The sequence below is a fragment of the Cupriavidus oxalaticus genome, assembly GCF_038900635.1.
GTDB lineage: Bacteria > Pseudomonadota > Gammaproteobacteria > Burkholderiales > Burkholderiaceae > Cupriavidus > Cupriavidus oxalaticus_B.
In genome coordinates this window covers 13,916-40,500 of the sequence record NZ_JAYMRX010000027.1, presented here as the reverse complement: position 1 = coordinate 40,500, position 26,585 = coordinate 13,916, and the positions used below count along the sequence as shown (strand labels likewise).

Below are 26,585 nucleotides of genomic sequence, written 5' to 3'. Positions count from 1 at the left end.
GAAGAACGACTACGTGCGATCGTTTTGTTTCGCGTGAGCGCGGCACGACTTCGCGCCGGTTTTCCGGCCGTTGAAGAGAAGCAAGGACGCTGAGGAGATGGCCTTCTGTGGAGCCGGCATACCGGGTGGCTGATGGGATTGCCAGTAACTTGACTTGATATAGGTCAAGCCGCAACGGTGGCTTACTTGGTAAGGTTTATCAAGTCATGGAGATGCGGGGGCGTTCTTCATGACTTGTCAACTCGTTTCCAGAATGGAAACTTCACCCGCACCGACTCGCCGGTGCGGGCATTTTTTTGCATGTGGTCGCCTTCGCTTCTGGCCGAAACCACCGTGGGCGAGTTCTACATCTCGACCGTGTTTCTCGGCCTCGATCACCAGTGGGCCGACGGCCCGCCACTGATCTTCGAGACGATGGTGTATGAACAAGCGGGCGTCTTCTTGGCAGCAGGACGAATCCTTTCTTAGCTTCCGGCGGTCGAATCACCTGCAGTTCTATGCCTTCGGTGCGCGCCGCTTCTTTCGGCTCCTCACTTGTATATATCCTTGGTCTACAAAGGCCACCTTCACAGTTTGACCACTTGCACGTTGTACTGGTTGCGCCAGTTCCTCGACTTGGGCCCGTTCTTAATCGTTGGCCGGCGTTATATGTACCGCGAGCAAATAGCCCAGTCCAGCCAGTCGATGTGCCACGAATCGTTTCTTCCAGAACGATACCGCTGACGGCACCTCAATTCAGAAATTACTGCACAGTGCCATCAATACGATTTTCGCTCGTCGCACCAGCGAGTGAGGCAGCGAACGCGACCGACTCATTGAGGCGGTTTGCTCTCGTTCACCGGCTGACACTCCCACCTTGATTCCTGGTCGTCTCATGGTCGCTCCATCCCAAAGACAGTGACTTTCAGACCTCGCAATCATTAATGGAGTTTCTTGGGACACAACGCTAGCAGACACATCGGCGGCCGCAAGGTTTATTTTTAAAAAATCTGGATTCATTTGATCCTGATCAACAGAAAAAAAGCAGTGAAATTCCGTCTACATTGCCTAAAAATCGACGGCGCAATAGATTTATATCACCATTCTTCAATTAGGTCGGCAGGAATGTCGTCTCTAGCGATTTCGGCGCTTATGAGGGCCGATCTGACGTTTTTTTTGGAATGGCTGCCTGCCTTAAAGAGTTGCCTCGGCGGTACTTTGCAAATATTTGAATTTCTGTCCGATATTTGACTTTCAAATTTTTAAGGATCATATAATGCTTAACATCTAGAATACGGTATTTGGCGCGCTAGTAGTTGCCGCCTTGCTTGGAGCTGCTGTGCCGGCATCGGCCCAGTCAACGAGCGGTTCACATCCTCCTCCTCCTGCGCCTATCTGCATTTGGGGATGAGGAAAATGGAGTATTTATTTGTAATTGATGATAATTGACGCGATATTAATATTTGCAGAGCCTATTTTTTAAAAATAGCCACCAAGTGCTGGACAATCCGCCCAGCACTTGGTGGATGTCTTTTTTTTTCCCCGGAGAATAGTATTTTGAGCAACGTCGCGCAGGCTTGGCAATTTGCGCCTCGCGCCACATTAACAAGGCCGTTCCAGCAGAACTGGATGTCCACATGATCGTGGACAGCTAGGCTACTCACAAGCATCCCAAGGTCAAAGGCATGGCTGGCCAAACGCCCGCGCTATCACATGCACTTCACGCCGACGCACTCGAGCTGCTCAATCAACTCGAGCGCTGGTTCGGGCTGATCACGCAGCAGGGAATCCACCGCGGGTCGTTTGACAGCTCTGGGACACAACACTAGGGTCTGTTCACATTTACAACCGGCCCAAACGCACAGGCAAGTGAAGCAAAGACGAGATAGCTGTCAGCGAGCTTGTCATATCGAGTGGAGACGCGGCGAAAGTTGAAGATTCGCTCGACCAAATTGCGCGTCCGGTAAAGATCCCGGCTGTAGCGATGCTTGGTTCTGCGATTCGATCGAGGTGGGATGACAGCTTTCGCGCGGGTAGCCCTCGCTTGCGCAAAAGACAGGATGTAAACACATTTCAGCAAATGTAAACAGACCCTAGTGGGAGCGTGCGTCATTTCGTCTCCTGTACAGGCGGACGGCGTAGATCCGTGAGTGTGGGCTGTCGGTAAAAGTCGGAGGAGCTGGCCTAATCTAAGCCTCGAACATGTTGGGGATGAGTACGCCGGCTGATTGCGGCTCGACGGAGATGGTGAGCGAGAGCGGCGCCTAGCCCAACCGACACACCCTTAGCCCGTTGTGAACTGCACCCCAAAAGTGGACCCAACCTTGGGATGTTTTTCATGGCTAAGGTACGACGAAAGGTTCAAGCCCGCTTCGAGCCATGAACTCCAACCTGACAACACCACCTGTGAAATTTTAGAAGATGTACTATCACGGTCTACTGTCAATAGCGTCTTCGTTACACTGGCGCAGGCCAATGTCTATTTGCAAATCCACCACTTGCCAATATGGATGTCGAGATAACGACAAGCCCACGAATCCGGCTCCAGAGCTATTGCAGGGCCGGTAGCGCCTGTCAAAGTGATTACAACTAGCCCGCCCAACAACGTTTTCATAATTCCCAACATAATAGGCTCCTTGAAAGTCTATGATGAAGCACTAACTTGATAAGCCCCGTGATGGCCATTTATCGAAAGCCAACGAACTGGAGGCACCAGGCTCACAGCAATCTATGTGCCATCTTTTTCTCCGGCGCAAATTATAAGAATAGCCGACAAAGCACGATAATTCTCTGCATAGCAATGACCTGTTTGTTCAACTCCCGACGAAATATGTCGGCGTTGTCACGTTATAGCGTTAGCTGAGAGGAAGCTTATTTAATCCGAATGCAGACGGATCCTTGGCTCATGCGTAGATCCGCACCGCGCTATGCTCGTTACCAGCAACCGTGCTAACCGCCTAAAGGTACACGACCGGAATCAGCAGCTGGCTGTCAACACGGCGGCTGAACCAGGGCAGTTCGTCTGGCCGCATGCGGGCAGTGAACCGAAGCAGCATGCGCTCACCCACTAGCAGCGGCTCGCACACATCCAGCAGCAGGAACGCGAGATCAAGCTCAAGGACGTCAAGATCGAGAAGATCACCTTCGAACTGGCGCGACTCAAGGCATGGAAGTTCGGAGCCAAGACCGAGGAGATGAGCGCCGAGCAGCGCCGCCTGTTTGAGGAGACCCTTGGCCGAAGACGAGGCCAGTCTGCAAGCGCAGTTGCAGCAGGCCAAGGGCGAGCCCTCTGTTGAAGACAACACCAAGTCCAAGCGCAAGCCCCGTCGCCAGCCACTGCCAGCCCACCTGCGCCGAGTCGAGCATCACCACGAACCCGAGGATACTCACTGCCCAACACCGGGCTGTGGACGGACCATGGTACGCGTGGGTGAGGACGTCAGCGAGAAGTTGGATATCGTGCCGGCGGAGTTCTTCGTGCACCGCCACATCTATGGCAAGTGGGCCTGCCGATGCTGCCAACGCCTGGTACAAGAGCCTGTTGAACCGCAAGTCATCGACGGCGGCCTACCGGCAGCCGGCTTGGTCGCGCACACGCTGATCAGCCGCTTCGTGGATCACCTGCCGTACTATCGGCAGGAGACGATCAACGCCCGCTCGGGCGTACACACACCGCGCCCCACGCTGGCTGCCTGGGCCGGGCGTGCTGGTGCGGCGTTGGAACCGCTCTATGAAGCGCACAAGCGCTTCGTACTTGTCAGCAAGGGTGCTGCATGCCGACGAGACGCCGGTGGCAATGCTCGACCCCGGAGCCGGCAAGACCAAGCGTGCCTACGTCTGGGCCTATTCGCGTGGCACGTTCGACCCACAACGGGGCGTGATCTACGACTTCTGTATTGGTCGAGGCGCGCAGTACCCGATTGCCTTCCTGGGAGGTACCAGCGAAGACGGCAACGAGCGATGTTGGCAAGGTACCCTGGTTCGCGACGAATACGCTGCCTATGACAGCTTGTTGCAAGCGCACCCCGGTCGCATAGCCGCGGGATGTCTTGCCCATGCCCGGCGTCGGTACGACGAACTGCTACGGAACCAGGGTAACAGCACGATCGGCGCCAGAGGCGCTGCGTCGCATTGCGCAGATCTACCGTCTTGAGCGCGAGCTTGGCACCCTGAGCAGTGAGCAACGTCTGGCCAGAAGGCACAGCGAGGCCAAGCCCCTGTGGGAGCAACTGCATGCCTGGCTGCAACTGGAGCGCTCACGTGTGCCCGATGGCGGCATCACAGCCAAGGCAATCGACTACAGCCTCAAGAACTGGCCGGCCCTGACGCACCATCTCTTCGATGGGGAGGTGAGCGTCGATAACAACAGTCTAGAGAACTTGATTCGTCCGTGGGCATTAGGACGCAACTATCGTAAGTTCGCAATTATGGGAGGTTCGCTGGAACTGTATGAATGAACACGCGTCGATCGATGCCGCGGGGGCCCTGAGTTTGCTGGGCTACGGCATCGATACGGATGCATGTCCCGCAGCGCGCCAGCTATGGACTGCCCATAACTATAGCGCCTGCAGGAAGCGAAGAAGATCATCCTTGGGTCGATATCGAAGCGGCTTATGTGATGGCGCTTGGAGAGCCCTCAGCGCGCGCTCGGCTCCGGGAATATCCAAGGGCGCCTGAGGAACCGTTGTTTCCTGGCCGATCCGGTGCTCCGCTCACACGCATCGGCCTTACCGAACGGCTGAAGCTCGCGGTCCAGGGGGCATCACGACAGTTTCCGGAACTTGCACGGCGACGAATATCTCCACACATCATTCGCCATTGCATGACCATGCCGGAGGCGCCCGGCGTGGCGGGCTGCCCGCGCAGCACCTTCGGCGAAAACGCGTTCGCGCGGATCAGGTCGTCGTCGCTCAGTGCCACCGCCCGGTAGATTTTGTTGCGCAGCTGCCCGGCCACGGATAGCTGAGCAGCACGGTCAACGCGTTGCCCGCGAACGCTAGTCCACCGCGCTGCGGGACCTGGCCGGCAATGTCCTGAAGCAGCTTCTGCGCGATCGGCACCAGGTCGCCGCTGCGCTCGCGCAGCGGGGGCATCGAGAGCGTCGCGGCGATCACGCGCACGTCCACGGGCACGGCACGCGTGGAGCCGACGGGACGCACCTCGCCTTCCTGGAGCACGCGCAGCAGCTTGACCTGGAACGAGGGTGACATGTCGCCGATCTCGTCGAGAAAAATCGTGCCGCCGTTGGCCTGCTGGAACAGGCCCGTGTGATCCTGGAACGCGCTCGTGAACGCGCCGCGCTTGTGGCCGAACAGTTCCGATTCGAGCAGCGTGTCCGCCACGGCCGCGCAGTTCTCGACCACGAAGGGCCCCGCCGCGCGCGGACTCGCGTAATGGATCGCGCGCGCGAGCAGTTCCTTGCCCGTGCCCGATTCGCCGAGAATGACCAGCGACAGGTCGTAGCGCGCAAGCTTCGCGGCGAGCACGCAGACCGGGTCGAGCGGGCTGCCCGGCGAGCGCACGATCGAATCGAAGCCGAACTCGCTTTGCACGCGCGCGAGCTTTTCATGGCTGCGCCGCCGCAACAGCGGAACGCTGCCGCGCAGTTCGAGATCGAGGCGGCGCATGTCGTGCTGGAGCGACTGGGCCTCGGCGGCTTGGCGCACGGTTTCGATCAGGTGATCGGGCAACCAGGGCTTGAGGATGAACTGGTGGATGCCCGCCCGGTTGATGCCCGCGACGATGTCTTCCGAATCGATGTAGCCCGAGACGATGATGCGCACGACGTCGGGCCAGGTCTCGCGCACCTCGCACAGGAATTCGACGCCGGTCTGCCCCGGCATGCGCTGGTCGCACAGGATCACGGAGACGGCGCGCTCCTGGAGGATCGCGCGTGCCTCGTCGGCGGAGCCCGCCGTCAACACCTCGAACTCGTCGTCCAGCACGCGCCGGGTCGTTTCCTGCAAGCGCGGCTCGTCGTCGACGACGAGCACGGTGGCGGGCTGGCGCAGCGGGAGCGGGGCGGGATTGGCAGGGACGGGCGAACTCATTGCTTGATCGAAGCCGTGGGGAACCGGTCTTTCAGGGCTCCCCGTGAGCGCAACGCGACTGGAGGGCTGGCGATCCGCAATCATACCTTGAGTCTCCCGATACCTACTGTCACCACCGGCACCATCGCCACCATCGAAGCTAACGGAGCAGACGGGATCAGCAGATCCGCGGCAGTTGTTCGCCCGAGAGCCAGTCGGCAATGCGCCGGCCGCCGAATTTCGTCTCGATCTGCACGAAGCCGTGCGCGTCCTCGACCACTTCGCCGATGCGCGCCGCCGCCGCGCCCAACGGATGCGCGCGCATGGCTTCGAGCAGTGGCAGCGCTTCGTCGCTTGCGCAGATCGCGACCAGCTTGCCTTCGTTGACGACATAAAGCGGATCGAGGCCCAGCAGCTCACACGCCGCATCGACTTGCGGCAGCACGGGAATCGCGCGCTCCTGAATGCGCATGCCGACGCCCGACTGGCCGGCGATCTCGTTGAGGGTCGTGGCAAGCCCGCCGCGCGTGGGGTCGCGCAGCACGCGCACGCCGGGCGCGACGGCGAGCATGTCCGCCACGAGCGTGTGCAGCGCGGCGCTGTCCGAGCGGATCTCCGTTTCGAAGCCCAGGCCCTCGCGTTGCGACATGATCGCCACGCCATGTTCGCCGATCGTGCCCGAGAGCAGCACGACATCGCCGGGGCGCGCCTGCGAGCCGTCGATATGAACGCCCGCGGGCACGACGCCGATGCCGGTCGTGGTGATGAACACGCCGTCGCCCTTGCCGCGCTCGACGACCTTGGTGTCGCCCGTCACGATCGGCACGCCGCACGCGCGCGACGACGCGGCCATGGACTCGACGATGCGGCGCAGGTCCGCCAGCGGGAAGCCCTCTTCCAGGATGAAGCTCGCGCTGAGATACGAAGGCCGCGCGCCCGCCATCGCGACGTCGTTGACGGTGCCGTGCACGGAAAGGCTGCCGATGTCGCCGCCCGGAAAAAACAGCGGCGAGACGACGTGCGCGTCGGTGGCCATTACCATGCGCTCGCCGGTGCCGGGCGCAAGCGGCGCGAACGCGGCCTGGTCGTTGCCCTGGCGCAGCCATTCGTTATCGAAGGCCGCGACGAACAGCTCGCGGATCAGTTGCGCCGACGCGCGGCCGCCCGCACCGTGGCCCATGTCGATGCGGCCGTCGCGAAAGTTCAGGGGCCGCAGGTAGGCGGGCTTGACCGGAGATGGGTGGGCTGGGTTCATGCTGCGACGACCGGAATATCCTTGAAACGAACATAAGAGTAATGCGCGGCGCACGCGCCCTCGCTCGACACCATGCACGAGCCCATGGGATTCTCGGGCGTGCAGACCGTGCCGAACAGCGTGCAGTCGCGCGGGTGCTTGAGACCGCGCAGGATCGCCCCGCACTCGCACTTGCGATGATCGGCAACGGGCCGGTAGGCGAGTCCGTAGCGGCTTTCCGCGTCGTATCGCGCGTACTTCGGGCGAATGCGCAGCGCGCTCGCGGGGACCTTGCCGAGGCCACGCCACTCGAACGACCCGCGCGTTTCGAACACGTCCTGCATGAGCGCCTGTGCGGCCGCATTGCCCGTGCGCGTGACGGCGCGCGCGAATTCGTTCTCCACCTCGGCGCGCCCGTCGTTGACCTGGCGCACGAGCATGAGGATCGCCTGCATCACGTCGAGCGGCTCGAAGCCGGCGATCACGACGGGCTTGCGATACCCTTGCGCGAAAGCCTCATAAGGCGCGGAGCCGATCACGATGCTGACGTGCGCGGGGCCGACGTAGCCGTCGAGTGGCACCGCGTTCGCGTCGACGGACGGCGCGGCGAGCAGATGCGTGATCGCGGCGGGCGTGAGCACATGGCAGCACAGCACGCTGAAGTTCTCCGCGCCGCTCGCCGCCGCCTCGCGCACGACGAGCGCCGTGGGGGGCGTGGTGGTCTCGAAGCCGATGGCGAAAAAGACGACCTCGCGCTCCGGATGCTCGCGTGCGATGCGCAGCGCGTCGCGCGGCGAATACACCATGCGGATGTCCGCGCCGCGCGCCTTGGCCCGCTGGAGCGACAGGCCGTCCGAGGCGGGCACGCGCATCGTGTCGCCATAGGTGCAGAGGATCACGCCGTGTTCGAGCGCGAGCCGAATCGCCAAATCGATGCGCCCGATCGGCAGCACGCAAACCGGGCAGCCGGGACCGTGGATCATCCGCACGTTTTCAGGCAGGAGATCGGCCACGCCGTAGCGGGAAATCGCGTGCGTATGACCGCCGCAGAACTCCATGAAGTGGTAGCGGCGCCCGGTCTGCGTCTCCGCCTCGATGCGCCCGGCAATGCGCGCGGCGATTTCGCCGTCGCGGAATTCGTCGACATATTTCATTGCGCGGCTCCGGGTTGCGCGACGGACGCGTCGTGCGCCTCGCCAAGCGACTGGGCGACCTCGCCGAACAGCGCGAGCGTGCGCTCGGCCTCTTCGGGGTCGATCACGCCCAGCGCGAAGCCGACGTGCACGATCACGTAATCGCCTGGGCGCGCGTCGGGCACGAGCGCGAGCGACGCCGACTTGCGCACACCCCCGAGATCGACGACGCCGGTTTCGGTGTCGGACCATTCGATGAGCCGTGCGGGAATGGCTAGGCACATGCGCTGACTCCTCGTGCGGTCATGGGCAGGGAGCGCACCTGCGGATCGTATGCGGCAACCCAGGCCTGGCCGAGCGCAAGGCCCGCGTCGCCGCAGGGCACCGTCTCGGGCATTAGGGTGTGCACCCCGCGCGCCGCGAGCGACTCGCGCAGGTGCGCGGTGAGCAGCGGGTTCGCAAAGCAGCCGCCGCCGAACAGCACGACGCGCCCCTGCGCGGCGTGCGCGGCCCAGTGGGCGAGCGCCTCGGCCAGCGCAAGATGAAAAACGGCCGCGCCGCGCGCGGCTTCGCCCGCGTCCGCGAGCGTCAGCAACTCGGCGAGGAGCGCGCGCAGGTCGAGCTCGCCGTTGTCCGCGACTTGCCACAGGCCTGCCACGTCGGGGGCCTCGTGCGCGACGAGGTAGCCGCTCGCGAGCCTTTCGAGCGCGATGGCCGCCTCGGCATCGGCGCGCTGGCGCAGGCACACGCCGAGCAGTCCCGCCGCCGCGTCGAACCAGCGACCAGCGCCGGTGCTCGGCGGGCAATTGAGGCCGCGCGCGAGCATGACGCCGACCGTGCGCGCCGCGCTATTGCCCACGGCGGCCGCAAGGCGCGGCTCGATTTCGTCGCTGCGCCCGAGCGCGTGCAAGGCGGCGGCGGCCATGCGCCAGGGTTCGCGCGCCGCGACGTCGCCGCCGGGCAGCGCGAGCGGCGCGAGACTGCCGAGGCGCCGCCAGCCGGCGGGCGCCACTTCCAGCAGTTCGCCGCCCCACGCGGCGCCGTCCGTGCCCAGGCCCACGCCGTCGAGCGCAAGGCCGACGACGGGCTCGTTCAGCCCGTGCTCGGCCGCCGCCGCGCCGATGTGCGCGTGATGATGCTGGACGGCGACGGTCGGCACGCCGAGCCGCTCGCCCCATTCGAGCGCGACGCGCGTGCTGTAGAAGTCGGGATGCAGATCGTGCGCGATCGCGCGCACGGGCCGCCCCGCGCGCGCGGCGGTCTCGACGAGCGCGGCCACCGACGCATCGAGCGTCACGCAATGCGCCGGGTTGTCGAGATCGCCGTGCAGCGGCGACCAGTGCACCTCGCCACCGATGCACACGCACGCGACGTTCCTCAGCCACGCGCCGGTGGCGAGCACCGTCTGATCGCCGAGGGCATGCGGCAGATGCTGCACACGCGCCGTCATGCGGTGCCTCCGGCGCGCCGCTGCTGCGCGCGCAGCGCCGCAAGCTCGCTCTCCAGCACGCCGATGCGCTCGGCAATCGGGTCGCGCGCACGCGCGATCCAATCGAGCCACGCTTCAAGGCCTTCGCCGGTCGTGGCCGAAAGCCGGATCACCTCGAGCGACGGATTCACGCGGCGCGCATACACGATGCACTGCTCGACGTCGAACTGCACATAAGGCAGCAGGTCGATCTTGTTGACGATCATGAGGCGCGCGGCGGCGAACATGTCGGGATACTTGAGCGGCTTGTCCTCGCCCTCCGTCACCGAGAGGATCGCGACCTTCGCCTCTTCGCCGAGGTCCCACAACGCGGGGCAGACGAGATTGCCGACGTTCTCGATGAACAGCACGCTGCGCGGGGCGTTGGGTGCTTTGGGCGCGACGGGCGCGTGTTCATGTTCGTGCAGCGGCAGCCGCCCGAAGGCTGCTGTCACCATCGCCGCGTCGAGATGGCAGCCCTTGCCCGTGTTCACCTGGATCGCGGGCGCGCCGGACGCGCGAATGCGCTCGGCGTCGCTCGCCGTCTGCTGGTCGCCCTCGATCACGCCGACGGACAGGCCCGGCATCCGCTCGCGTAGCGCGGCGATCGACGCGCACAGCAGCGTCGTTTTCCCCGAGCCGGGGCTCGACACGAGATTGAGCGCACGCACGCCGTGCGCCATGAAGTGCTGCCGGTTGGCGGCGGCATGGCGGTTGTTCTCGTCCAGCACGTCCTGCTCCAGCTTGATGGTGCGCCCCTGGTCGAGGCCGGGCACCGTCACGCCCGCGGGCCCGAGACCGTAGTGCAGGTCCTCGCCCGAAGCACCCGAAGCCCCCGGGTGGGCGTGAGAATGAGAACCGGAGTGGCCGTGCGCCTGCGCGCCCTCGTGCCCCTGAGCGGCGTTTTGCCGATCGCCGGTGCTGCCGCACCCGCATACCACGCACATGTTGCTTCTCCTTGCGCTAATCCGATGATTGTCATGCATCGTCGACGATCAGGTCGACGATGCGCAGCTCCGTGCCGCCGTTCGGCTGGAGCCAGTAGCCGCCGCAATGCGCGCAGGGCTCACCCCGCGCGGCCAGCGGCACGGTCGCGTTGCAGTTCATGCACCACGCGCTGCCCGTGGGTTCCTCGATCTCGACGCGCGCGCCGGCGAGGCAGGTGCCGGGGGCGATCGCTTCGAGGGCGAAGCGCAGCGCCTCGACCTCGACGCCCGCGAGGCGCCCGACTTCGAGCCTCAGCACCTTCACGCGGACAAAGCGCTCGCGCTCGGCGGCCGCTTCGACCGATGCCAGCACGCCGCCGGTCAGGCTTACTTCATGCATTTCGTGGATCCCGCGCGGTATTCCATGCTTCGTTTCATCGCTTTGTACTCACGCACCGTCGGTGTCGACCGTATAGGCGATACACGGATCGAACGCGCCCATCCACACGCCTGCGCGCGCGGCCAGCGCGCCATCATCCGGCGCGGGGTCGAGCCGCGACAAGGCTTGCGCGAGCGTGCCCTGGCGGTGGAAGTTCCATTCGGTCGGCGCGACCACGCGGTAGTCCTCGATGCGGATACCGTCGAACACGGCGTCGTCCGGCGCGAGCCGCACCCAATGAACCAGCACGCCGCGCGCCATCTCGCACCAGCCGAGCGCCGCGCCGGGCGCGCAGGTCCGCGCGCCAAAGCGCAGCGCCCCTGCGCCGCCGTCGCCCGCCGCCAGCCGGGCCACGTCCGCGACGCGCGCGCCAAGCCGCAGCCAGGGCGTATCGTAGTCCAGCGCGCGCGGATCGTCGCTACGCGTCCACACGCCGGTCTCCGCGGGCAGGCCGTGCTGCAAGGGCGCTTGCCCGAAAGACGGACTCCCAGCAATCGCCGTGGCCAGTTCGCTCAACCGTGTTTCGTCGATCACGAGTGGCCGCGGCGTGGCGCGTGTCGTATCGGCGTAGGCGCGGCAGTCCGCCAGCAACCGGGCCGGGAACGTCTCGGCCCTCGCGCTCCAGGCGCCCAGCCAACCGCGCGGATCGTCCGTCCAGCGCGCGAGCCATTGGCGCGCAGGCATGCCGAGAACATGCCGCTCCACCCATCCGGGCGCGCCTGCCGCTTCGACATCGGGCGGCCTATGCGGCGCGGCGGCGACCAGCCGCATGGGCCAGTCGGTCCAGATGCAGCGCAGATGCACGGCGAGCGTCTCGCGCGTGAGCATCGCGGCATGAGCCGCATTCGCGGCGTCCTCCCGCTCGGGCGCCGCCGAAGCGCCCGCCGCGCCGACCGCAAGTTCCGCGCAGAGCCTGTGCGCGAGTCCGCACAGCGCAAACAGCGCCGAAAGCCGCGACGCGGCAGTGGCCGCCGGTTGCCCGCGCAGCAGCGCGGCGGCGAGCGGCGGGCGGCCGCCCACGACGCTGTCCTGCCGGCCGGGGCGCACCCGGACCTGTCCGGCCAGCGCAGCCAAGGCGGGCTGCGTCGCCGCGCTCATGCAGCGCTCCCGAACGCGCCCGGCCGCAACAGGAACGCGCGGCGCGACGCGCGCGGCGCGACGGCCTTCCCACCGCCCTGGCCGCCTCCTTCGGCACAACGCAACTGCGCAAGCACGGCCCGCGCGGTCGCGGCGGCGCTCTCCTGCCCGGCGAATTCGAACATCGGCGAGAAGAGCGAGCAGCACGCGTACGCACCCACGTCTTGCGCATGCGCGCCGATCCAATCGAAATCGACGTTGCCTACGCGCAAGCACGCTTTGCCGCCTGGGCGCGGACATGGCGCCGAGTCCTGAGTCGCGCCGGGCAGCCAGAGGAGATTCATCGACCACGGCGTGATCAGCGCGCCAGGCCATGCGCCTCGCGCCCCGGCTTCGCTCGCCATCGGCGCGAAGCCGATCGCTTCGACGCGCAACGCGCGATTCACGACCGGCATGTCGCGCGTCGCACCGCTCGCGACCGCCTCGAAGTGCGCGACCAGCGCCGCCCCCCGTGGATCGCCGCGCGCTGCACCTTGCACTGCATTTTTCACGACGGCGCGCGCGGTCAAGCCGCGTCCCCCAGCACCATGAACTGGTCCGCCGCGCCGTCGCAAACGGGGCAGCGCCAGTGCGCGGGAAGCGCCGCGAACGGCACGTGCGGCGGAATCTGCCACACCGGGTCGCCTTGTTCGGGATCGTAGATCCACCAGCAGATCTTGCATTCGAGGCGCGTATGCGCCCCGATGCGGCTGCTGTCGCCGAGATAGCTGCCCTCGAATTGCTTCGTACCCTCGTCCGGGGTCACGCCTCGCCCACCCACTCGATCAACTGGGCCAGTCGCTCGCGCGAATCCGCGAGGTCTTCCGGCGCGGCGCGCACGACCTCCGGCAGATCGGTGATCTCGATCGTGTTCAGGATCAGCATGTCTTGCGAGTTGAAATAGGCCACGCGCCAGCAGTTCGCGATCGCCGTACTGCCCACGCGGCAATTTCCATAGCCGCGCGAGAGCACCTGCACCGCGCCCTCGCCCAGCACGGCGTCGATCAGTTGCTCGTCGCCCGGCGACAACGGCAGGAGCGTCAGGTTGACGACGTGGGGCGCATCGCCGGCACGCCAGCGCGCGACGTGATCGCGCACCTCGCTCAGGATCGAAGGCGCGTTCATCACGCCCAGCGGCAGCAACTCCGGCAAGGGCGCCATCGGCTGCGTGCCCTGTGCGGGCCGCACGAGAAGCGGCGGAGCCGCGCCGATTTCGAGGCGGTCGGCCGCGCTCGCGCCGTCGGGCTCGACCACGCACCACAGCCCGGTAAACACGGTCTCCTGGATCAGAACGCTGCCCCGCTGCGCATCGTCGATGCGCGCGCTGACCTCGCCCTCGCCCAGCACGTCGTTGAGAATGCGCAGCGCCGCCGCATCGCAGGTCGTCAGATCGACCACTTCGGGCGGCGTGCCGGGTTCGTATGCCGCGAGCACGCGCAATACCTCACGCAGCACGCCGCGCGCGGCGTCGAGCGAGCGCGCATCGGCGCGCTCAGGCAGTGACGGCGCTACATAGGTGCGCATGCCTTGCGGCATCGGCAGATAGTCGAGCACCGCATCGCCCTCGTCCTGGCTGCCAGGGCCGAACGGCACGACGGGAACGGGAAACGGAATCATGGACATGGTTGGCAATCCCGATGATTGATCGATGTGCAATCGACGATTAGTGACAGCCCGCCGAAGCGCCGGCTGCGTTAAGGGGAATGCCAACCGAAGGCGCCCGCGTAATCGGCTGCGCGAGCGCGTAGCCGACGTTGGCCACGTAATCGTCCCAGTCCATCATGCCCGCGAGCGTCGTGACATAGCCGCCATCACGCAGCCACAGCAATGCGGGCCAGCGCTGCGAACCGAAGCGGCGCGCAATCGCGTCCTCGCTTTCGCGCGTCGGCACCGCTGCGCGCAAGGCGCGGCCAAAGCGGCCCGCCGCGAGGCGCGCGAGTTCGGGCAGCACCACGGCCACGTCGAGCGATTCGGGAAAGCGCACCGGATCGCCCGCGAGCAGCACGACACATTCGCCGCTGTCCGCAAGCCATTCGTCGAGCGTGCGTTCGTCCACGAGCACGGCGTGTCCGTCGTCGATCAGCCGTTGCACCACGGGCGCCGCGTCATGCGCGGCGCCACTCGTATTTGTCATGTCGATTCCTCGGAGGGCCGGTGACCGCCGTGCGCCACTTGCGCGCCGCCGGTCAACCGGATCAGGTCGTCCACGCCGAGCGCGGACGGCAATTCAAAATGCGCGTTCGCGCGGGCCATGGCGGCGTCGCTCGCCAGCGCCCGTTCGACGAGCGAGAGCGTCGCGTCGATTTCCGCCGCGAGCGTCGCGTCGAGTTTCTCGCGCGCCGCATCGAGAAAGACCAGCAGCCATTCATCGGCGCTGCATGGGCCAACCAGCGAGGTGTCGATGCGACGGCGTTCGCCGCGCCCATCGCACCACGCCTGCAAACCCCGCACCTCGATCACCCGCATCGGCACGCCTATGCACACGACGGCGGCTCCTCGTGGCGCGAGCGCAGCAACACACGCTCGTCGCCCGTGCGGCACGCATCGGCCTCGCTGGGCCGCTCGCCTTCATAGCGCGAGAGCGCGAGATGCGGCAGCGTGACCGCCTCGTAGGCGCGCAGCGGCGTGCGGCGCGGTGAGGGCTCGCCGCCCCATGCGGCGAGACGCTCGACGCCCAGTTCGAGCGCGCGCTCCAGCGACGCTTTCACGGCGGGCCGAAGGCTGCCGCCGTAATCGTCCACTTCGTCAGGCTGGCAGCCGAACAGCAGCACGCGGCGCGGATACCGGCCGGTCAGGCGCGCGAGCATCAGCACCTCCTGGAAGCCGGTTTGGTGCAGGCTCATCTTGCGCACGCCGAGGAAGGCCGGTACTTCCTCATCCTCAACGATCTTTAGCGTGCCGGGTGCGAGACCGTAATCGACGGCGTCGAAAATCAGCAGGCTGTCGGCGGCCTGGACGTACTGGACCAGATACAGCCCTTGCGTGCCGCCGTCCATGAGGCTCACGTGCGGGGCGAATTCGAAGCGCTGTTGAAGCGCCTCGATGCAGCGCACGCCAAAGCCCTCGTCGGCCCATAGCACGTTGCCAATGCCGAGCACGACGATGGCGGGCGCGCCGCTTTGCGGGGAAGTCAGCATCGCGGCCTCACTTTTTGAACGTGCGGTAGCCCGAGATCATCGAGCCGACCACGCTTTGGCGACCCATGATGTCCTCGCGGATCGCCTGAGAGACATGCAGGATCACGAAGATCAGGATCGCCAACATGCCGAGGTGATGCCAAGTGTACACGCCTTGCTGGCCGAGCAGCGGACGCACCCAGCCGAACACAATCTGCTGCCACGAACCCGCCTGCGCGCCTTCGCCGTACAGCGCGAAACCGGTCACGATCATGAAAAGCGAGACCAGCAGGAACAAGAAGAACATCGCGAATCGCGACAACGGATTGTGGCCGCTGAACTGGCGCGATGTGGGCTCGAGAAACGCGTAGGAACGCAGCATCGCGAACATGTCCAGCCAATACTCGCGCGAGAACATCGGCACCCAGAACATTTCGCGCGCGTGGTGATTGCCGACAATGGCCCAATACGCGCGGCCCGCGAGTCCGATGGTGAACAGGTAGGCCGCGGTGAAATGCGCGAAGCGTATATAGCCCATCAGAAAATGCGCGCTCGCCTCGCCGGGCTGCGTGGGAAGCGGCGAGCCGATCAGGTAGCCGGTCACCGCCAGCACCACGATCGACGCCGCGTTGATCCAGTGCCAGATGCGCACCGGCGCTTCGTACACGTAAATCGCTTCGGCGGGCGGAACGGTGTCGCGCGCCTCTTCGCGTCGGGAATACGATTGCATCGTCATCATCCATTCTTGGCCGCCACGGCGCCCGGGAGCGCAGGCGCCGTGCCGGCTTGGTGGAGTTAGCGCACGGTCACGGCGGTCATTTCGGCGCCGTCCTCGCTCATCACGTGCGTCGAGCAAGCCATGCAAGGATCGAACGAATGCAGCGAGCGCAGGATCTCGACAGGCTGCTCGGCGTTCGCCATGGGCGTGTTCATGAGGCTCGCCTCGAACGCGCCGATCTGCCCTTTCGCGTCGCGCGGTCCGCCGTTCCAGGTGCTCGGCACGACGCACTGATAATTCTCGATGCGGCCGTCCTTGATCCGGATCCAGTGGCCGAGCGCGCCGCGCGGCGCGGCGACCGCGCCCACGCCCTTCGCTTCGGCGGGCCACGTCGAAGGGTCCCACTTATCGACGTTCGCGGTCGAAGTGTCACCGTTGCGGATGTTGTTAAGGAGGCTTTGCCAGTCGTCCGCCATCATCTCGGCGCAATATTCCGCTTCGAGCGCGCGTGCGAGCGTGCGGCCGATGGTGGTCGGTAGCAGCAGCTTCGCTCCGAGCGAGGTTTCCGGCAAGCCGAGCAGCTTCGGCATGTCCTGGTTCACGGCAACGAGCGAGGTGTCGATCTGCTCCTTGATGCGCCCGCAATGCGTATTGCCCTGCTGCGCATGCGCGTAGCCGAGAATGTAGCGCGCGAGCGGTCCAACTTCCATGGCGTGCCCGCGCCAGCGCGGCGACTTGACCCACGAGTATTTCGCGCTCTCGTCGATCGACTCGATCGCGGTGCGCGTGCCCTTCGTGTTGGGCCCGAGTTCGTAATGCGCCTCGGTGATGCCGTCCCATGGATGCAGCCCGCGGTCGTTGTCCGGGTATTGATACCAGGAGTGCGCAACGAACTCCTGCACCTGCTCGGGGTCACGTGGATCGACCGGCAGGATCGTGTTCCAGTCGCCGTTAAGGATCGCGCCGCCTGGAATCTGGTTGGTGGACAGGTTGTAGTTGACGAGCGGATACGCGCCGTAGTCCATCACGTTGGTCGCGGCGAGGCCGCCGCCATGCAGCCAGCCGCGCGCCTTGTAGATTGTGCCGATCGCAAGCAGATCGGGCACATAGACGTTGCGGCAGAAGGTGATCGCTTCGTCGATGAGCGACTTGACGAAGTTCAGGCGCTCTATGTTGATCGGAGCGCCGGCGGCCAGATCGCCGTCGATGTTGATGGCGCAGGGCACGCCGCCCACGAGGTAGTTCGGGTGCGGATTCTTGCCGCCGAAGATCGCGTGGATTTTCACCCACTCCTTTTGCAGGTCGAGCGCTTCGAGGTAGTGCGTCACGGCCATCAGGTTCGCATCCGGCGGCAGTACGTAGGCGGGATTGCCCCAGTAGCCGTTCATGAACGGACCGAGCTGGCCGCTTTCGACGAACTTGCGCAGGCGCGTCTGCACGTCGCGGAAATAGCCCGGCGACGACATCGGATGCGCAGGCGAGACGCGTTGCTGCAATTCGGACGTGAGCTTGGGGTCGGCATTCAGCGCCGAGATCACATCGACCCAGTCGAGGGCGTGCAGATGGTAGAAGTGCACCACGTGGTCGTGCACCTGCAAGGTCTTCGCCATGATCTCGCGGATCAGGTGCGCGTTCGGCGGAATGCGGATGTCGAGTGCGTCCTCGACGGCACGCACGGAGGCGAGTGCGTGACATCCCGTGCACACGCCGCAGATGCGCTCGACGAACGCCCACGCGTCGCGCGGATCGCGGCCCTTGAGAATGACTTCGAGTCCGCGCCACATGGTGCCGGTGGAGACGGCGTTGCGGATCACGTTGTTCGAATCGACGTTGACCTCGACGCGCAGGTGGCCTTCGATGCGCGTGACCGGATCGACGACGATGCGCCGCCCGCTGTTGTCGAGCTGGAACCCCTGGGTGGAAATGGCTGTCATGCTTGTTTTTTCCTGTACTGCTTCCTGTACTTATCGGTAGCGCCCCGGCGCGGAGCGTGGGGGACGCTGGATGTGGCTATCGACCGTCGGGGTCCTGCTTCGCATCGTGGTTCGATCTGACGCGCTGGATCGCAGAAGCGGCCGCGTGCGCCGCAGCGGCGGCGCCCACCACGACGGCCGCGGTGCCGCCGATCCTGTCGGCGTTCGCTTCGATGCCGAACTGGTTGATCTGGGTGAGGCGGTCGTAGAAGGAGCCCTTGTCCCAGAAGCCGTCCTCTGCGCAGCCGATGCAGCCGTGGCCCGCCTGAATGGGGAAGCTCGTGCCGCCGTTCCAGCGCACGGTCGAGCAGGCGTTGTAGGTCGTCGGGCCCTTGCAGCCGACTTTGTAGAGGCAGTACCCGCGCCGTGCCGCTTCGTCATCCCACGACTCGACGAACTGGCCCGCATCGAAATGCGGGCGGCGGTAGCACTTGTCGTGGATACGCTGGCTGTAGAACATCTTCGGGCGGCCCTGGCGGTCCAGTGCCGGCATGCGGTCGAACGTGAGCATGTAGGTAATCACACCCGTCATCGCCTCGGCAATCGGCGGGCAGCCGGGCACCTTGATGATCGGCTTGCCGGTGATGACCTTGTGGATCGGCACCGCCTGCGTCGGGTTGGGCTTCGCCGCCTGCACGCAGCCCCACGACGCGCACGAGCCCCACGAGATCACGGCCTTCGCGTCCTTCGACACGCGGCGCAACTGATCGACGAACGGCTTGCCGCCGATGATGCAGCTCATGCCATTCAGGTTCAGCGGCGGATTGCCTTCGACCGCGAGGATGTAGTTGCCGCGATACTTCGTCATCACTTCTTCAAGGATCGCCTCGGCCTGGTGCCCCGCGGAGGCCATCAACAGGTCGTCGTAGTCGAGCGAGATCATTGAGAGCACGACGTCTTTCGCCAGCGGGTGCGCCGAGCGGATGAACGACTCCGAGCAACACGTGCATTCGAGCCCGTGCAGCCAGAGCACCGGCGTGCGCGGCTTGGTCTCCATCGCGTGGGCGATCTTCGGCATGAACGCGGGCCCGAGGCCGAGCGATGTCGCCGTCAGCGAGCAGAATTTAAGGAAGCTGCGGCGCGAGATCCCCTGGCGTCGCATGACTTCATAGAACGTTTCGATCACTGTGTGGTTCCTTGATGGCCTTCGGCCATGCGACGGCGGCATACGGCGGCGTCTCCAGGCGACCCCTAAAGTTATAGCATTTGGAAATGATTTTATTGATTTTTATCAAAATTTCTTATTTAATCTGCCAATTGAATAGGAGAGCGCTGTCCAACGGCACGTGAGCCTGAAGGCGGCTAAATCAGGACAATTCCGGCACGTTTCCAACGGACGGTGAGCCTGAAGCTGGCAAGGACCGATTGAGTTGACTGCCGATGGGCGGCAGGCTATGGGAGATAGTTGATCATCTGTGGATGATCATTAACTTGGACGAATCCCGAATCCGTACCCTGGCACAGGTGCGCGCCGTGCTCGACGGCACCCAGGTCCTGGATTTCACCCCCGCCACTGACGCGCAGGCGCGCTGCGACTGGATGGCTGCGGTGCTCAGACGTCTCTACTACCGGGGCTCCAGCGCAAGGCTGATCGGGGATTGGTTCTGGCCTATCTGCGCCACTTCAGTGGCTTCAGCCGCGCCACATGCGGACAGCATCAATAGGCAACCGACTAGCCAAATGGCACGGGACAATATTTTGTAGAACATGACAAGTATCCTCCTAACAGACTGCTGAAGTACTCACCACGGAAGAGGCGCGGCTTCCCCCGATAGGGCTGGTAGGTTCGCGGTTTTTCACAATCCGGAAGCTCGGCATAATTGCAGCGACTTTTTCCGCTTTTTGACGCCCATTTCCGCCCTGATTACCGCGATTACTGCAACTGCGGACGGATTTGTTCCAACGAGCGCATGCGCACGAGGTTGTAGGCGGCCATGCTTAGCACAAATATCTGGTCGACCTTCTTCAGTCCGCGCACCATCACATGACGCATGCGCCCCACGGTCTTGACCCAACCAAAGCCTTGTTCGATCAGCTTGCGCTTTTGTTCGAGACCGCATAACCGGCGCTGCAAGCAATGGCGTCAGGAACGGCCGAGCGCCGCCCCGAGGTGTTCTGTGCCACGTGGGGAGTCACCTTCATTTCCAGGCAGGCCTGGATGAACTCCTGCGCGTCGTAGCCCTTGTCCGCGCCGACGGTCACTTCCACATTCGGGTCTTCAGTTACCTGTCTGGCATCGTTGAGCATGACCTTCGCGGCCTCGCGTTCGGCGTGTCCGTCCGCATTGGTCACCATGGCGCTCACCACCAAGCCGTGGCGGTTGTCGCTCAGAGTGTGGCCCATGTAGCGCAGCTCGCTGGCGGTCTTGCCCTTGCGGTACAGCTTGGCATCGGGATCGGTCTTGGACTCGTGCGTCTCGTTGCTGCGCTTGCGACCCTTGAAGTCAGCGCCGTCGTTATCGTCTTTATCGCCGCCATCCTTGCGTACAAAGCTCTTGTGGCCGGCCCACGCCTGAATCAGCGTGCCGTCGACGCTGAAGTGCTCGCCCGACAGCCAGTCCTTCCTCTGCGCGATGGCCAGCACAGCGGCTTGCCCAGTTGCAGCACCGACCACAGGATCAACCGCTCGACCTCGCGCTGGTAGGCGGTCAGCGTTGCCGCGCTGTCGGCATAGCGCGCGAGCCAGGCGGTGACGGCGGCGAGATCGTCGCCCGCGGCAATGCGGGTGGCGCGGTCCGGGGCGCGGTTGCTGCCGGCCGCGCCGGACAGCGCCGGCGGCAGGTGCAGGCGTTCCAGCGGGGTGGGGGGGCGGGGCGGCCGGGCCGTTCGAGGGTTGGAGCGGGAGCAGTTCCATGAAGGGGGCGGCCGAAGCCCAGGCTAGAGGCATCATGATAGCAGATAGTTAGACATAAGCGTATTTATGTCTAAAGTTCTGCGCCGGAAGTTTGATAGTTAGCGTATTACGTAGTAATATTTATTAATCCAAAGACACTTTTACCCAATGACCACCGCCGACCCCGAGTTGACCGACGCCGCGCCCGACTTCGAGCGGTCTGCCGCCTTGGCCGACGACATTGCCGCGTTGCGCGGCCGCTTCCCCGAGACCCGTGCGCTGTACCGCGAGGTCTGCGGGCTGCTGTTCTTCCGCTACGGCATCACGCCCACCGCCAACAAGCTCTATCAGCTGGTGCGCAAGGGCAGCATGGGCACGCCTGCCGAGGTGCTGCAGGGGTTCTGGCAGGAGCTGCGCGGGCGCACCCGCGTCACCATCGACCATCCGGACCTGCCGCAGGCGTTGAAGGAGATTGCGGCCGGGGCGGTGCAAACCATCTGGCAGGCGGCCAACGAGGCCGCCACTGGCGAGCTGGCCACGCTGCGCGCCGAGGCGCGCGCCGCCGCCAGCGCGGCCGAGGCCGAGCGCGACGCGGCGCACGCCGAGACCGCGCTTGCGCGCGAGGCAGCCGCGGCGCTCGTCGCGCAGCTGGACGCCGCGCGCCAAACCATCGGGGAGAATCAGGCAGCGCTGGCGGCCGAGCGCCAGGCCCACGCCGCGACCCAGGCGCGACTCGAGGCCAGCCGAACAGAGTTGGAGGCAGGGCGGCACCAGCTGGAGGAACTGCGAACCCAATTCTCGACCGAGCTGGAACGCGCCCGCGAACAGGTCGTCATCGCCCAGGAGCGGGCCGAGGCCAGCGAGCGTCGCGCCTTGCGCGAACTGGATGCGGAGCGCACCGTGCGCCAGAAGAGCGAGCGCGCCGCCGAGGACCTGCGCACCGAACTGGCGGCGGCGCGCCACGAGGCCCGCGACGCCGCGGTGGCGCAGGCCGAAGCCCGGGCCCGGCTCGAGACCCAGGCCGCGGCGCTCACCGAGCAGCTCGCCACGCGGCTCGCGGCCGCAGACGCCGCCGAGCAGAAAGCGGCCATTGATCTGGCCACGGTGCAGGCGGACCTCACCGCGGCACAGCGCCGGGCCGAGCGCGCCGAAGCCGAATCGGCGCTGGCGCGTCAGCTGCTGGCAGAATTGCGCCTGCCGCGCGAGCGGGAGGGTGCCGGTGGTGGGCGTCGGCGCAAGCCCGGCGCGCCGGCGCCGACGGCGCAGGATGGCCAGGGAAAAGACCGGGACAAGACTCGGGACGACGGGGAGGAGGCACCGGCGCTGCCCGGCGGCCACCAGGAAGACAGCAACGATAGTAGCAACAGTCGCGATAGCAACGATGACCACGAAAACTGAGCGGGCGACGGCAATCCGCTGGATCCAGGAGCAGATGGCCGACTACGATCTGACCATGGAGGAGCTGACAGCGGCAGGGTGCTTTGATCCGCCGCCCCCACCGCCACCCCCACCAGCGCCGCCGATGGTCTGCTACCGCAACGCCGCGGGCCAGAGCTGGGACGGGACCGGCGAGATGCCGGACTGGCTCCGGCGGGCGGTGAATGCGGGGCAGAGTAAGAAGTTTTACCGGATCGGATAGCGGCCGGTATGCCCCCGTCAATACCGAGCAGCGGTCTCCTTGTGATAGCGAAGTCCCGGTATCTTGGTATGCCCCAACCGAGCACCGACTATACTGTGTTTTTATACAGTTCCTGGTCAGTGGCTCCGGTTGAGTGGGCGCTTGCGCGAAAACACCTTGCCGGACCTCGTAAGTGCGAGCCATGATACGCTCGCAGCTGACGCGTAGAACACTTCTACCTGATTCATAGAGCTAAACACTCGCCACTTGGAAGATGCCGCAAGTTAACCCTCGAGTCCTCACGTGGGCCAGAGAAACCGCCGGACTGAGCTTGGAGGAAGCAGCACAAGCTCTCCAGCTCGGGGGAGTTCGGAAGCCGGGTCATGAGGCCCTCGCCGCCTACGAGAGAGGCGATACGGCACCAAGTCGCCCCCTTTTAACAAGGATGGCGAAGCAGTATCGCCGTCCCCTGCTGGCCTTCTACTTGGCACAGCCGCCACGTCGAGGGGACCGCGGGGAGGATTTTCGAACTCTTCCTGCAGATAGAGAACACGAAAGTGCGCCGCGGCTCGACGCCTTGGTCCGGGATGTTCACGTTCGCCAGCACTTGGTCAAGTCGATCTTAGAGGACGCTGAGGAAGCGATGCCGGTCCCGTTCGTTGCAAGCGTTACGCTCGACAGTAAAGTTCAAGCCGTGGCAAAAGATATTTGCAATGCCCTAGGTTTCGATCTTCGAGAGTTTCGGCGCAGGAAGACCGTAGAGGATGCATTCGCATATTTGCGAGAACGTACTGAAAAGACCGGCGTTTTTGTGCTTCTTATTGGAAACCTTGGAACTCACCATACGGCGTTCAGCACCGATGTGTTTCGAGGGTTCGCGCTTGCCGACAAGATCGCGCCGTTCATCGTCATAAACGATCAGGACGCCAAGTCAGCTTGGTCGTTCACACTGTTACACGAGCTGACGCATATTTTGCTTGGCACAACGGGGATAAGCGGTTCGGACTTCAGCAAGCGAATCGAACAGTTTTGCAATGATGTCGCCAGCGAGATTCTGTTGCCGAATGACGAACTGGGCGAGCTCAATGGCACGTGGCAGGACATCTCCGTAGGAGCAAGGCTTATCACAGACTTCGCTAGTGCTCGCCGCATAAGCAGGCCATTGGTCGCCTATCGGCTGTTCAAAGCAGGCCGTATCACCGCCGACATCTGGCGAGCGTATGTCGAAGAATTTAGGAAGGCGTGGGAACAGGAAAAGGCTGCAAAGAAAAAGGCCGGTCAAAATGAAGAAGGCGGGCCAAACTATTATGTCGTTCGCCGCCATAAGGTCGGGTCGGCGCTCGTAGAAATCGTTCGCCGTGCCATGGCGGAGGGATTCGTTACCCCAACAAAGGCCGGTCGCGTATTAGGAGTTCGTCCGAATAACGTAGAAGCCCTTGTAGGGGCCCAATGATATGGCCGCAAAGAAGCTATACTTATTGGATGCTAACGTTCTAATTACAGCAAATCGGGATTACTACCCAATGGGTATGGTTCCAGAATTTTGGGATTGGCTGCTTCATATGGCGAAGGCCGGGGTCATCAAGATGCCTCTTGAAACCTATGAAGAGGTTCGAGACGGTGGTGGTAAGGCCAAGAAAGATGACCTTGTCGAATGGCTGAATTCAGACGACGTGCGTAAGGTGCTTGAGCTGCCGGACGAAGTGCAATTGCCATTAGTTGGTAAGGTCGTAGAAAGCTACTCGCCTGACCTGGACGATGCGGAAATCGAGCAACTTGGCCGTGATCCGTTCCTTATCGCTCATGCACTGGCGGACCCGAAGAACCGCGTGGTGGTCTCAATCGAAACCTCTGCTCCCGGAAAAAAGAGGGCAAATCGCAAAGTGCCCGACGTGTGCAAAGACAACGGTGTCGAGTGCTGCAATACGTTTGCAATGCTGAAACTCCTAGGGTTCAGCACAAAATGGAAACTATAGCCTGGTTCACCGACTGCTAACACCCGACGTCGCCATAATCGGGGACATCGTACCTTTCGTGTGAAATCTGGCGGGCTGCTCCAAAAATCCATTGCGAAATCAATGAGTTGCAATATTGCTGCTCGAGCGAATGCGGAAAGCGGCAAAGCCTTGCTGCAGGCGGCTCTTCAATTGATCACCGCCATTTGTTCACGAAAGGTACGGTCACCACATAAGGCTTTATCCAGGCTCCGCGCTGGGGGCGGCCGTGTACACGGGCTTAAGCGCCGCCGCCACGGCCCGGCGCTCGTCCTTATCCCATTGCTCTTGCTCGAAGATCTCCAGCTCGGCCAATGCGCATGTGCATAGTATTACAAGTCATTACTGAACTGGATAGCAAGGTCAAGGCCGATGACACGATTCAACATCCTGAACCAATAGAGACATGGGAAGCTATGCCTATCTGACGGTGGCCGGGTATCCGGTCTACTCCACCAAGAATTACTTGGAGAAATGGATGTTCCGAAGGGCCGATCAGCGGATTACCAAGATCCCAGCGAACAAGCGAAACTCCCTTCTATGGAGCGTCGATCCGGACGACACCTCGCTGGAGGACCAATACGAATACGTTGCAACGGCCAAGACCATGAAAAAGCGCCTAGACGTTGCGGGTTTCACCCTTGATGCGAGTAGAAAGGAGTTCGAGGAAGTTTGCTCGATGTTCGCTCCAATGGCTCATGAGTGGACCGACTACACGCCTGACGAGGCAACAGACATCTTTCTTCGCAAGAATATAAACGAATGGATCGACGCGATCGGCGACATCATTAGGGATCCACGCGGACTGTTGGGATATAAGAACCAAGACCTCTCTGATGAGCCAGAAATTGTTGGACTGCTTTTGAGGCAACCCTACTATCTAGCAGAGTCCGAGGCCTTTGCGCTGGATCTCGGCGTCCCATGCAAAACCTTCAATTGTGCAATGAGAATTATCCTTGAAGCTGTAGAGGATGATGAAGAATGTGCAATCGACGCGACCGCACTTGTAGAAGGCGGGTGGATCGACTCGTTCGCACTCACCGCCTCCTTAGGCCAGACACACACGCGATTCTACGATGCCTTTTCAATTTCAGTTTCTGAGGCGGCGGACATACTTCAGCTAGCGCCTGCAAGCCAGACTCTGATGCGGCTCATTTATAGTAACCTTATCACAGCTCTTGAAACCTATCTTTCTGACACTGCCAAACGATACATCTTGCCCAATAAATGTTTACTCCGTCGCTTTGTAGAAACTGACAAAAGCTTCCAACGGGACAGGAAATTCGGCCTTAATGAGTTATTTCAAAGACTAGATGCCATAGAGTCAGTGGCCGAAGAAGCCATAGATCGTATGGTCTTCCACAATCTTGAAAATATTAAGTCCGTCTACTCAGACGTCTTTTTGGTCGACCTAACGCAAAGCAGCTTGGACGCCTTGGCAGCCGCCGTTACCCGCCGACACGACATTGTTCATCGCAATGGAAGAAGCACCAAGGGAGCGTCCTTGGTGCTCGATCAATCGGACATTACCGCCTTATACATTCTAGTCACGAACTTTGTCTCTCAAGTGGATGCGCAAGTTCGTAATACCATGCTGGCAACCTCCGATGATGACTTCGAATAGTCAAACTTGCGCGAGAGGGTGACTAACTCCACCTGAACTATGAGGCCTCGCGCGCAAATTGCGCGTGCTAAAGTTTCTTTAGTCTTGACGCGATATCTGAACCGCTTTTTTGCTACTTGATCCACTCCGGCGCAGAAAGGACTTCCGGACGAAAAACATACAAGCAGTCAGCCCACCGGTAGTTCAGAGTTTCTTCACCACACATAACCGCATCAACATCGTACTCTGCAGCAATCTCCATCACCGTTCTGATCCACCGCCTCCCGCGATGGACCTCCGTTGTTGGCGCACGCGCTTGATCTGGCCCCGGCCCTAGCCAGACTGACCCATCAATACAGGCAGAAAGCCAACCATCGAACGTGTCGATACGCTGGTGGTCCCGTCCC

The 26,585-nt window shown here is 63.3% G+C and carries 25 protein-coding genes and 7 pseudogenes; 10 read left to right on the top strand and 22 right to left on the bottom strand.

Annotated elements, in window-relative coordinates:
- Window positions 1-234 precede the first annotated feature (234 nt).
- Window positions 235-468: a hypothetical protein gene (locus tag VSR71_RS29660; protein ID WP_172583725.1), complete on the top strand. Its 234-nt coding sequence runs from the start codon at window positions 235-237 to the stop codon at window positions 466-468.
- Here VSR71_RS29660 and VSR71_RS29655 read toward each other — a convergent pair.
- Window positions 437-672 (bottom strand): annotated as a pseudogene (locus VSR71_RS29655) (transposase); the annotation flags it as partial. The gene VSR71_RS29660 and the pseudogene VSR71_RS29655 sit on opposite strands and share 32 nt — an antisense overlap.
- Window positions 673-1,574: 902 nt before the next feature.
- Between VSR71_RS29655 and VSR71_RS29650 the strand changes: the two are divergent.
- Window positions 1,575-1,790: pseudogene (locus VSR71_RS29650) on the top strand (transposase); the annotation flags it as partial.
- 14 nt (window positions 1,791-1,804) lie between these two features.
- Here the strand turns inward: VSR71_RS29650 and VSR71_RS29645 are convergent.
- Window positions 1,805-2,035: pseudogene (locus VSR71_RS29645) on the bottom strand (IS5/IS1182 family transposase); the annotation flags it as partial.
- A gap of 901 nt (window positions 2,036-2,936) precedes the next feature.
- Window positions 2,937-3,293 carry a hypothetical protein gene (locus VSR71_RS29640; RefSeq protein WP_172583724.1) on the bottom strand — a complete coding sequence of 119 codons (357 nt, stop codon included), beginning with the start codon at window positions 3,291-3,293 and terminating at the stop codon, window positions 2,937-2,939.
- Between the two features lie 103 nt (window positions 3,294-3,396).
- Between VSR71_RS29640 and VSR71_RS29635 the strand changes: the two are divergent.
- The 3 genes and pseudogenes from VSR71_RS29635 to VSR71_RS29625 form a co-directional block, all read left to right on the top strand.
- Window positions 3,397-3,684 (top strand): annotated as a pseudogene (locus VSR71_RS29635) (transposase); the annotation flags it as partial.
- Between the two features lie 25 nt (window positions 3,685-3,709).
- Window positions 3,710-4,132, top strand: coding sequence for an IS66 family transposase (locus tag VSR71_RS29630; RefSeq protein WP_115683882.1), 423 nt, complete (start codon window positions 3,710-3,712; stop codon window positions 4,130-4,132).
- Window positions 4,035-4,436 (top strand): IS66 family transposase, encoded by a 402-nt coding sequence (locus VSR71_RS29625; RefSeq protein ID WP_115683881.1) that lies wholly within the window; start codon window positions 4,035-4,037, stop codon window positions 4,434-4,436. Before VSR71_RS29630 ends, VSR71_RS29625 begins: the two co-directional genes overlap by 98 nt.
- Before the next feature lie 397 nt (window positions 4,437-4,833).
- Here the strand turns inward: VSR71_RS29625 and VSR71_RS29620 are convergent.
- The 19 genes and pseudogenes from VSR71_RS29620 to VSR71_RS29530 all read right to left on the bottom strand — a co-directional run.
- Window positions 4,834-6,029: pseudogene (locus VSR71_RS29620) on the bottom strand (sigma-54-dependent transcriptional regulator); the annotation flags it as partial.
- 157 nt (window positions 6,030-6,186) lie between these two features.
- A complete protein-coding gene (gene hypE, locus VSR71_RS29615) occupies window positions 6,187-7,188 on the bottom strand; it encodes a hydrogenase expression/formation protein HypE (protein WP_342917180.1) in 1,002 nt (333 codons plus the stop codon).
- 71 nt (window positions 7,189-7,259) lie between these two features.
- Window positions 7,260-8,396: a hydrogenase formation protein HypD gene (hypD, locus tag VSR71_RS29610; protein WP_115683879.1), complete on the bottom strand. Its 1,137-nt coding sequence runs from the start codon at window positions 8,394-8,396 to the stop codon at window positions 7,260-7,262.
- Complete coding sequence (locus VSR71_RS29605) at window positions 8,393-8,659, bottom strand: HypC/HybG/HupF family hydrogenase formation chaperone (RefSeq protein ID WP_115683878.1); 267 nt, start codon at window positions 8,657-8,659, stop codon at window positions 8,393-8,395. The genes hypD and VSR71_RS29605 overlap by 4 nt, the downstream gene beginning before the upstream one ends.
- Window positions 8,650-9,825 carry a carbamoyltransferase HypF gene (locus tag VSR71_RS29600; RefSeq protein WP_115683877.1) on the bottom strand — a complete coding sequence of 392 codons (1,176 nt, stop codon included), beginning with the start codon at window positions 9,823-9,825 and terminating at the stop codon, window positions 8,650-8,652. The genes VSR71_RS29605 and VSR71_RS29600 overlap by 10 nt, the downstream gene beginning before the upstream one ends.
- Entirely contained in the window at window positions 9,822-10,790 is a 969-nt protein-coding gene (hypB, locus tag VSR71_RS29595) for a hydrogenase nickel incorporation protein HypB (protein WP_115683876.1), read from the bottom strand. The genes VSR71_RS29600 and hypB overlap by 4 nt, the downstream gene beginning before the upstream one ends.
- Before the next feature lie 31 nt (window positions 10,791-10,821).
- The gene (locus tag VSR71_RS29590; protein WP_115683875.1) at window positions 10,822-11,169 is read right to left on the bottom strand and encodes a hydrogenase maturation nickel metallochaperone HypA; all 348 of its coding nucleotides are present in this window, start codon (window positions 11,167-11,169) and stop codon (window positions 10,822-10,824) included.
- Window positions 11,170-11,217: 48 nt separating this feature from the next.
- Window positions 11,218-12,306, bottom strand: coding sequence for a hydrogenase maturation factor HoxV/HupK (locus VSR71_RS29585; RefSeq protein WP_115683874.1), 1,089 nt, complete (start codon window positions 12,304-12,306; stop codon window positions 11,218-11,220).
- Window positions 12,303-12,854, bottom strand: coding sequence for a [NiFe]-hydrogenase assembly chaperone HybE (gene hybE / locus VSR71_RS29580; protein WP_115683873.1), 552 nt, complete (start codon window positions 12,852-12,854; stop codon window positions 12,303-12,305). The genes VSR71_RS29585 and hybE overlap by 4 nt, the downstream gene beginning before the upstream one ends.
- Entirely contained in the window at window positions 12,851-13,090 is a 240-nt protein-coding gene (locus tag VSR71_RS29575) for a rubredoxin (RefSeq protein ID WP_115683872.1), read from the bottom strand. The genes hybE and VSR71_RS29575 overlap by 4 nt, the downstream gene beginning before the upstream one ends.
- Entirely contained in the window at window positions 13,087-13,941 is an 855-nt protein-coding gene (locus VSR71_RS29570; RefSeq protein WP_342917179.1) for a hydrogenase expression/formation protein, read from the bottom strand. Before VSR71_RS29570 ends, VSR71_RS29575 begins: the two co-directional genes overlap by 4 nt.
- Before the next feature lie 46 nt (window positions 13,942-13,987).
- Window positions 13,988-14,458 carry a hydrogenase gene (locus VSR71_RS29565; RefSeq protein ID WP_115683870.1) on the bottom strand — a complete coding sequence of 157 codons (471 nt, stop codon included), beginning with the start codon at window positions 14,456-14,458 and terminating at the stop codon, window positions 13,988-13,990.
- Window positions 14,455-14,790, bottom strand: coding sequence for a HypC/HybG/HupF family hydrogenase formation chaperone (locus VSR71_RS29560; protein WP_231942349.1), 336 nt, complete (start codon window positions 14,788-14,790; stop codon window positions 14,455-14,457). Before VSR71_RS29560 ends, VSR71_RS29565 begins: the two co-directional genes overlap by 4 nt.
- Before the next feature lie 8 nt (window positions 14,791-14,798).
- Window positions 14,799-15,461 (bottom strand): HyaD/HybD family hydrogenase maturation endopeptidase, encoded by a 663-nt coding sequence (locus VSR71_RS29555; protein WP_115683868.1) that lies wholly within the window; start codon window positions 15,459-15,461, stop codon window positions 14,799-14,801.
- A 7-nt stretch (window positions 15,462-15,468) separates the two neighbouring features.
- A complete protein-coding gene (gene cybH, locus VSR71_RS29550) occupies window positions 15,469-16,176 on the bottom strand; it encodes a Ni/Fe-hydrogenase, b-type cytochrome subunit (protein ID WP_115684029.1) in 708 nt (235 codons plus the stop codon).
- Window positions 16,177-16,235: 59 nt separating this feature from the next.
- Window positions 16,236-18,092: a nickel-dependent hydrogenase large subunit gene (locus VSR71_RS29545; protein WP_115683867.1), complete on the bottom strand. Its 1,857-nt coding sequence runs from the start codon at window positions 18,090-18,092 to the stop codon at window positions 16,236-16,238.
- Between the two features lie 76 nt (window positions 18,093-18,168).
- The gene (locus tag VSR71_RS29540) at window positions 18,169-19,254 is read right to left on the bottom strand and encodes a hydrogenase small subunit (protein WP_115684028.1); all 1,086 of its coding nucleotides are present in this window, start codon (window positions 19,252-19,254) and stop codon (window positions 18,169-18,171) included.
- A 750-nt stretch (window positions 19,255-20,004) separates the two neighbouring features.
- Window positions 20,005-20,714 (bottom strand): annotated as a pseudogene (locus tag VSR71_RS29535) (IS5 family transposase); the annotation flags it as partial.
- Window positions 20,714-20,984: pseudogene (locus VSR71_RS29530) on the bottom strand (tyrosine-type recombinase/integrase); the annotation flags it as partial. The pseudogenes VSR71_RS29535 and VSR71_RS29530, both read right to left, overlap by 1 nt.
- Window positions 20,985-21,131: 147 nt before the next feature.
- Between VSR71_RS29530 and VSR71_RS29525 the strand changes: the two are divergent.
- From VSR71_RS29525 to VSR71_RS29505, 5 genes are all read left to right on the top strand, one after another.
- Window positions 21,132-22,361 (top strand): DNA-binding protein, encoded by a 1,230-nt coding sequence (locus tag VSR71_RS29525; RefSeq protein WP_115683865.1) that lies wholly within the window; start codon window positions 21,132-21,134, stop codon window positions 22,359-22,361.
- Window positions 22,345-22,602, top strand: coding sequence for an H-NS family nucleoid-associated regulatory protein (locus VSR71_RS29520; protein ID WP_115683864.1), 258 nt, complete (start codon window positions 22,345-22,347; stop codon window positions 22,600-22,602). Before VSR71_RS29525 ends, VSR71_RS29520 begins: the two co-directional genes overlap by 17 nt.
- Before the next feature lie 310 nt (window positions 22,603-22,912).
- Window positions 22,913-24,034, top strand: a complete 1,122-nt coding sequence (locus VSR71_RS29515) for an ImmA/IrrE family metallo-endopeptidase (protein WP_306437309.1) — start codon at window positions 22,913-22,915, stop codon at window positions 24,032-24,034.
- A 1-nt stretch (window position 24,035) separates the two neighbouring features.
- Entirely contained in the window at window positions 24,036-24,557 is a 522-nt protein-coding gene (locus tag VSR71_RS29510; protein ID WP_115683862.1) for a DUF4411 family protein, read from the top strand.
- A 424-nt stretch (window positions 24,558-24,981) separates the two neighbouring features.
- The gene (locus VSR71_RS29505) at window positions 24,982-26,199 is read left to right on the top strand and encodes a HEPN/Toprim-associated domain-containing protein (protein ID WP_115683861.1); all 1,218 of its coding nucleotides are present in this window, start codon (window positions 24,982-24,984) and stop codon (window positions 26,197-26,199) included.
- Window positions 26,200-26,585: the final 386 nt, after the last annotated feature.

What these genes read in the sequence shown, in the direction of transcription:
- cybH (WP_115684029.1), bottom strand. Translation starts at nt 16,176, where the DNA reads ATGACGATGCAATCGTATTCCCGACGCGAAGAGGCGCGCGACACCGTT.
- VSR71_RS29590 (WP_115683875.1), bottom strand. Translation starts at nt 11,169, where the DNA reads ATGCATGAAGTAAGCCTGACCGGCGGCGTGCTGGCATCGGTCGAAGCG.
- VSR71_RS29600 (WP_115683877.1), bottom strand. Translation starts at nt 9,825, where the DNA reads ATGACGGCGCGTGTGCAGCATCTGCCGCATGCCCTCGGCGATCAGACG.
- VSR71_RS29630 (WP_115683882.1), top strand. Translation starts at nt 3,710, where the DNA reads ATGAAGCGCACAAGCGCTTCGTACTTGTCAGCAAGGGTGCTGCATGCC.
- hypD (WP_115683879.1), bottom strand. Translation starts at nt 8,396, where the DNA reads ATGAAATATGTCGACGAATTCCGCGACGGCGAAATCGCCGCGCGCATT.
- VSR71_RS29570 (WP_342917179.1), bottom strand. Translation starts at nt 13,941, where the DNA reads ATGATTCCGTTTCCCGTTCCCGTCGTGCCGTTCGGCCCTGGCAGCCAG.
- VSR71_RS29505 (WP_115683861.1), top strand. Translation starts at nt 24,982, where the DNA reads ATGGGAAGCTATGCCTATCTGACGGTGGCCGGGTATCCGGTCTACTCC.
- hypE (WP_342917180.1), bottom strand. Translation starts at nt 7,188, where the DNA reads ATGGGCCACGGTGCGGGCGGCCGCGCGTCGGCGCAACTGATCCGCGAG.
- VSR71_RS29625 (WP_115683881.1), top strand. Translation starts at nt 4,035, where the DNA reads ATGCCCGGCGTCGGTACGACGAACTGCTACGGAACCAGGGTAACAGCA.
- VSR71_RS29545 (WP_115683867.1), bottom strand. Translation starts at nt 18,092, where the DNA reads ATGACAGCCATTTCCACCCAGGGGTTCCAGCTCGACAACAGCGGGCGG.
- VSR71_RS29555 (WP_115683868.1), bottom strand. Translation starts at nt 15,461, where the DNA reads ATGCTGACTTCCCCGCAAAGCGGCGCGCCCGCCATCGTCGTGCTCGGC.
- VSR71_RS29560 (WP_231942349.1), bottom strand. Translation starts at nt 14,790, where the DNA reads ATGCGGGTGATCGAGGTGCGGGGTTTGCAGGCGTGGTGCGATGGGCGC.
- VSR71_RS29525 (WP_115683865.1), top strand. Translation starts at nt 21,132, where the DNA reads ATGACCACCGCCGACCCCGAGTTGACCGACGCCGCGCCCGACTTCGAG.
- VSR71_RS29510 (WP_115683862.1), top strand. Translation starts at nt 24,036, where the DNA reads ATGGCCGCAAAGAAGCTATACTTATTGGATGCTAACGTTCTAATTACA.
- VSR71_RS29605 (WP_115683878.1), bottom strand. Translation starts at nt 8,659, where the DNA reads ATGTGCCTAGCCATTCCCGCACGGCTCATCGAATGGTCCGACACCGAA.
- VSR71_RS29585 (WP_115683874.1), bottom strand. Translation starts at nt 12,306, where the DNA reads ATGAGCGCGGCGACGCAGCCCGCCTTGGCTGCGCTGGCCGGACAGGTC.
- VSR71_RS29565 (WP_115683870.1), bottom strand. Translation starts at nt 14,458, where the DNA reads ATGACAAATACGAGTGGCGCCGCGCATGACGCGGCGCCCGTGGTGCAA.
- VSR71_RS29520 (WP_115683864.1), top strand. Translation starts at nt 22,345, where the DNA reads ATGACCACGAAAACTGAGCGGGCGACGGCAATCCGCTGGATCCAGGAG.
- hypB (WP_115683876.1), bottom strand. Translation starts at nt 10,790, where the DNA reads ATGTGCGTGGTATGCGGGTGCGGCAGCACCGGCGATCGGCAAAACGCC.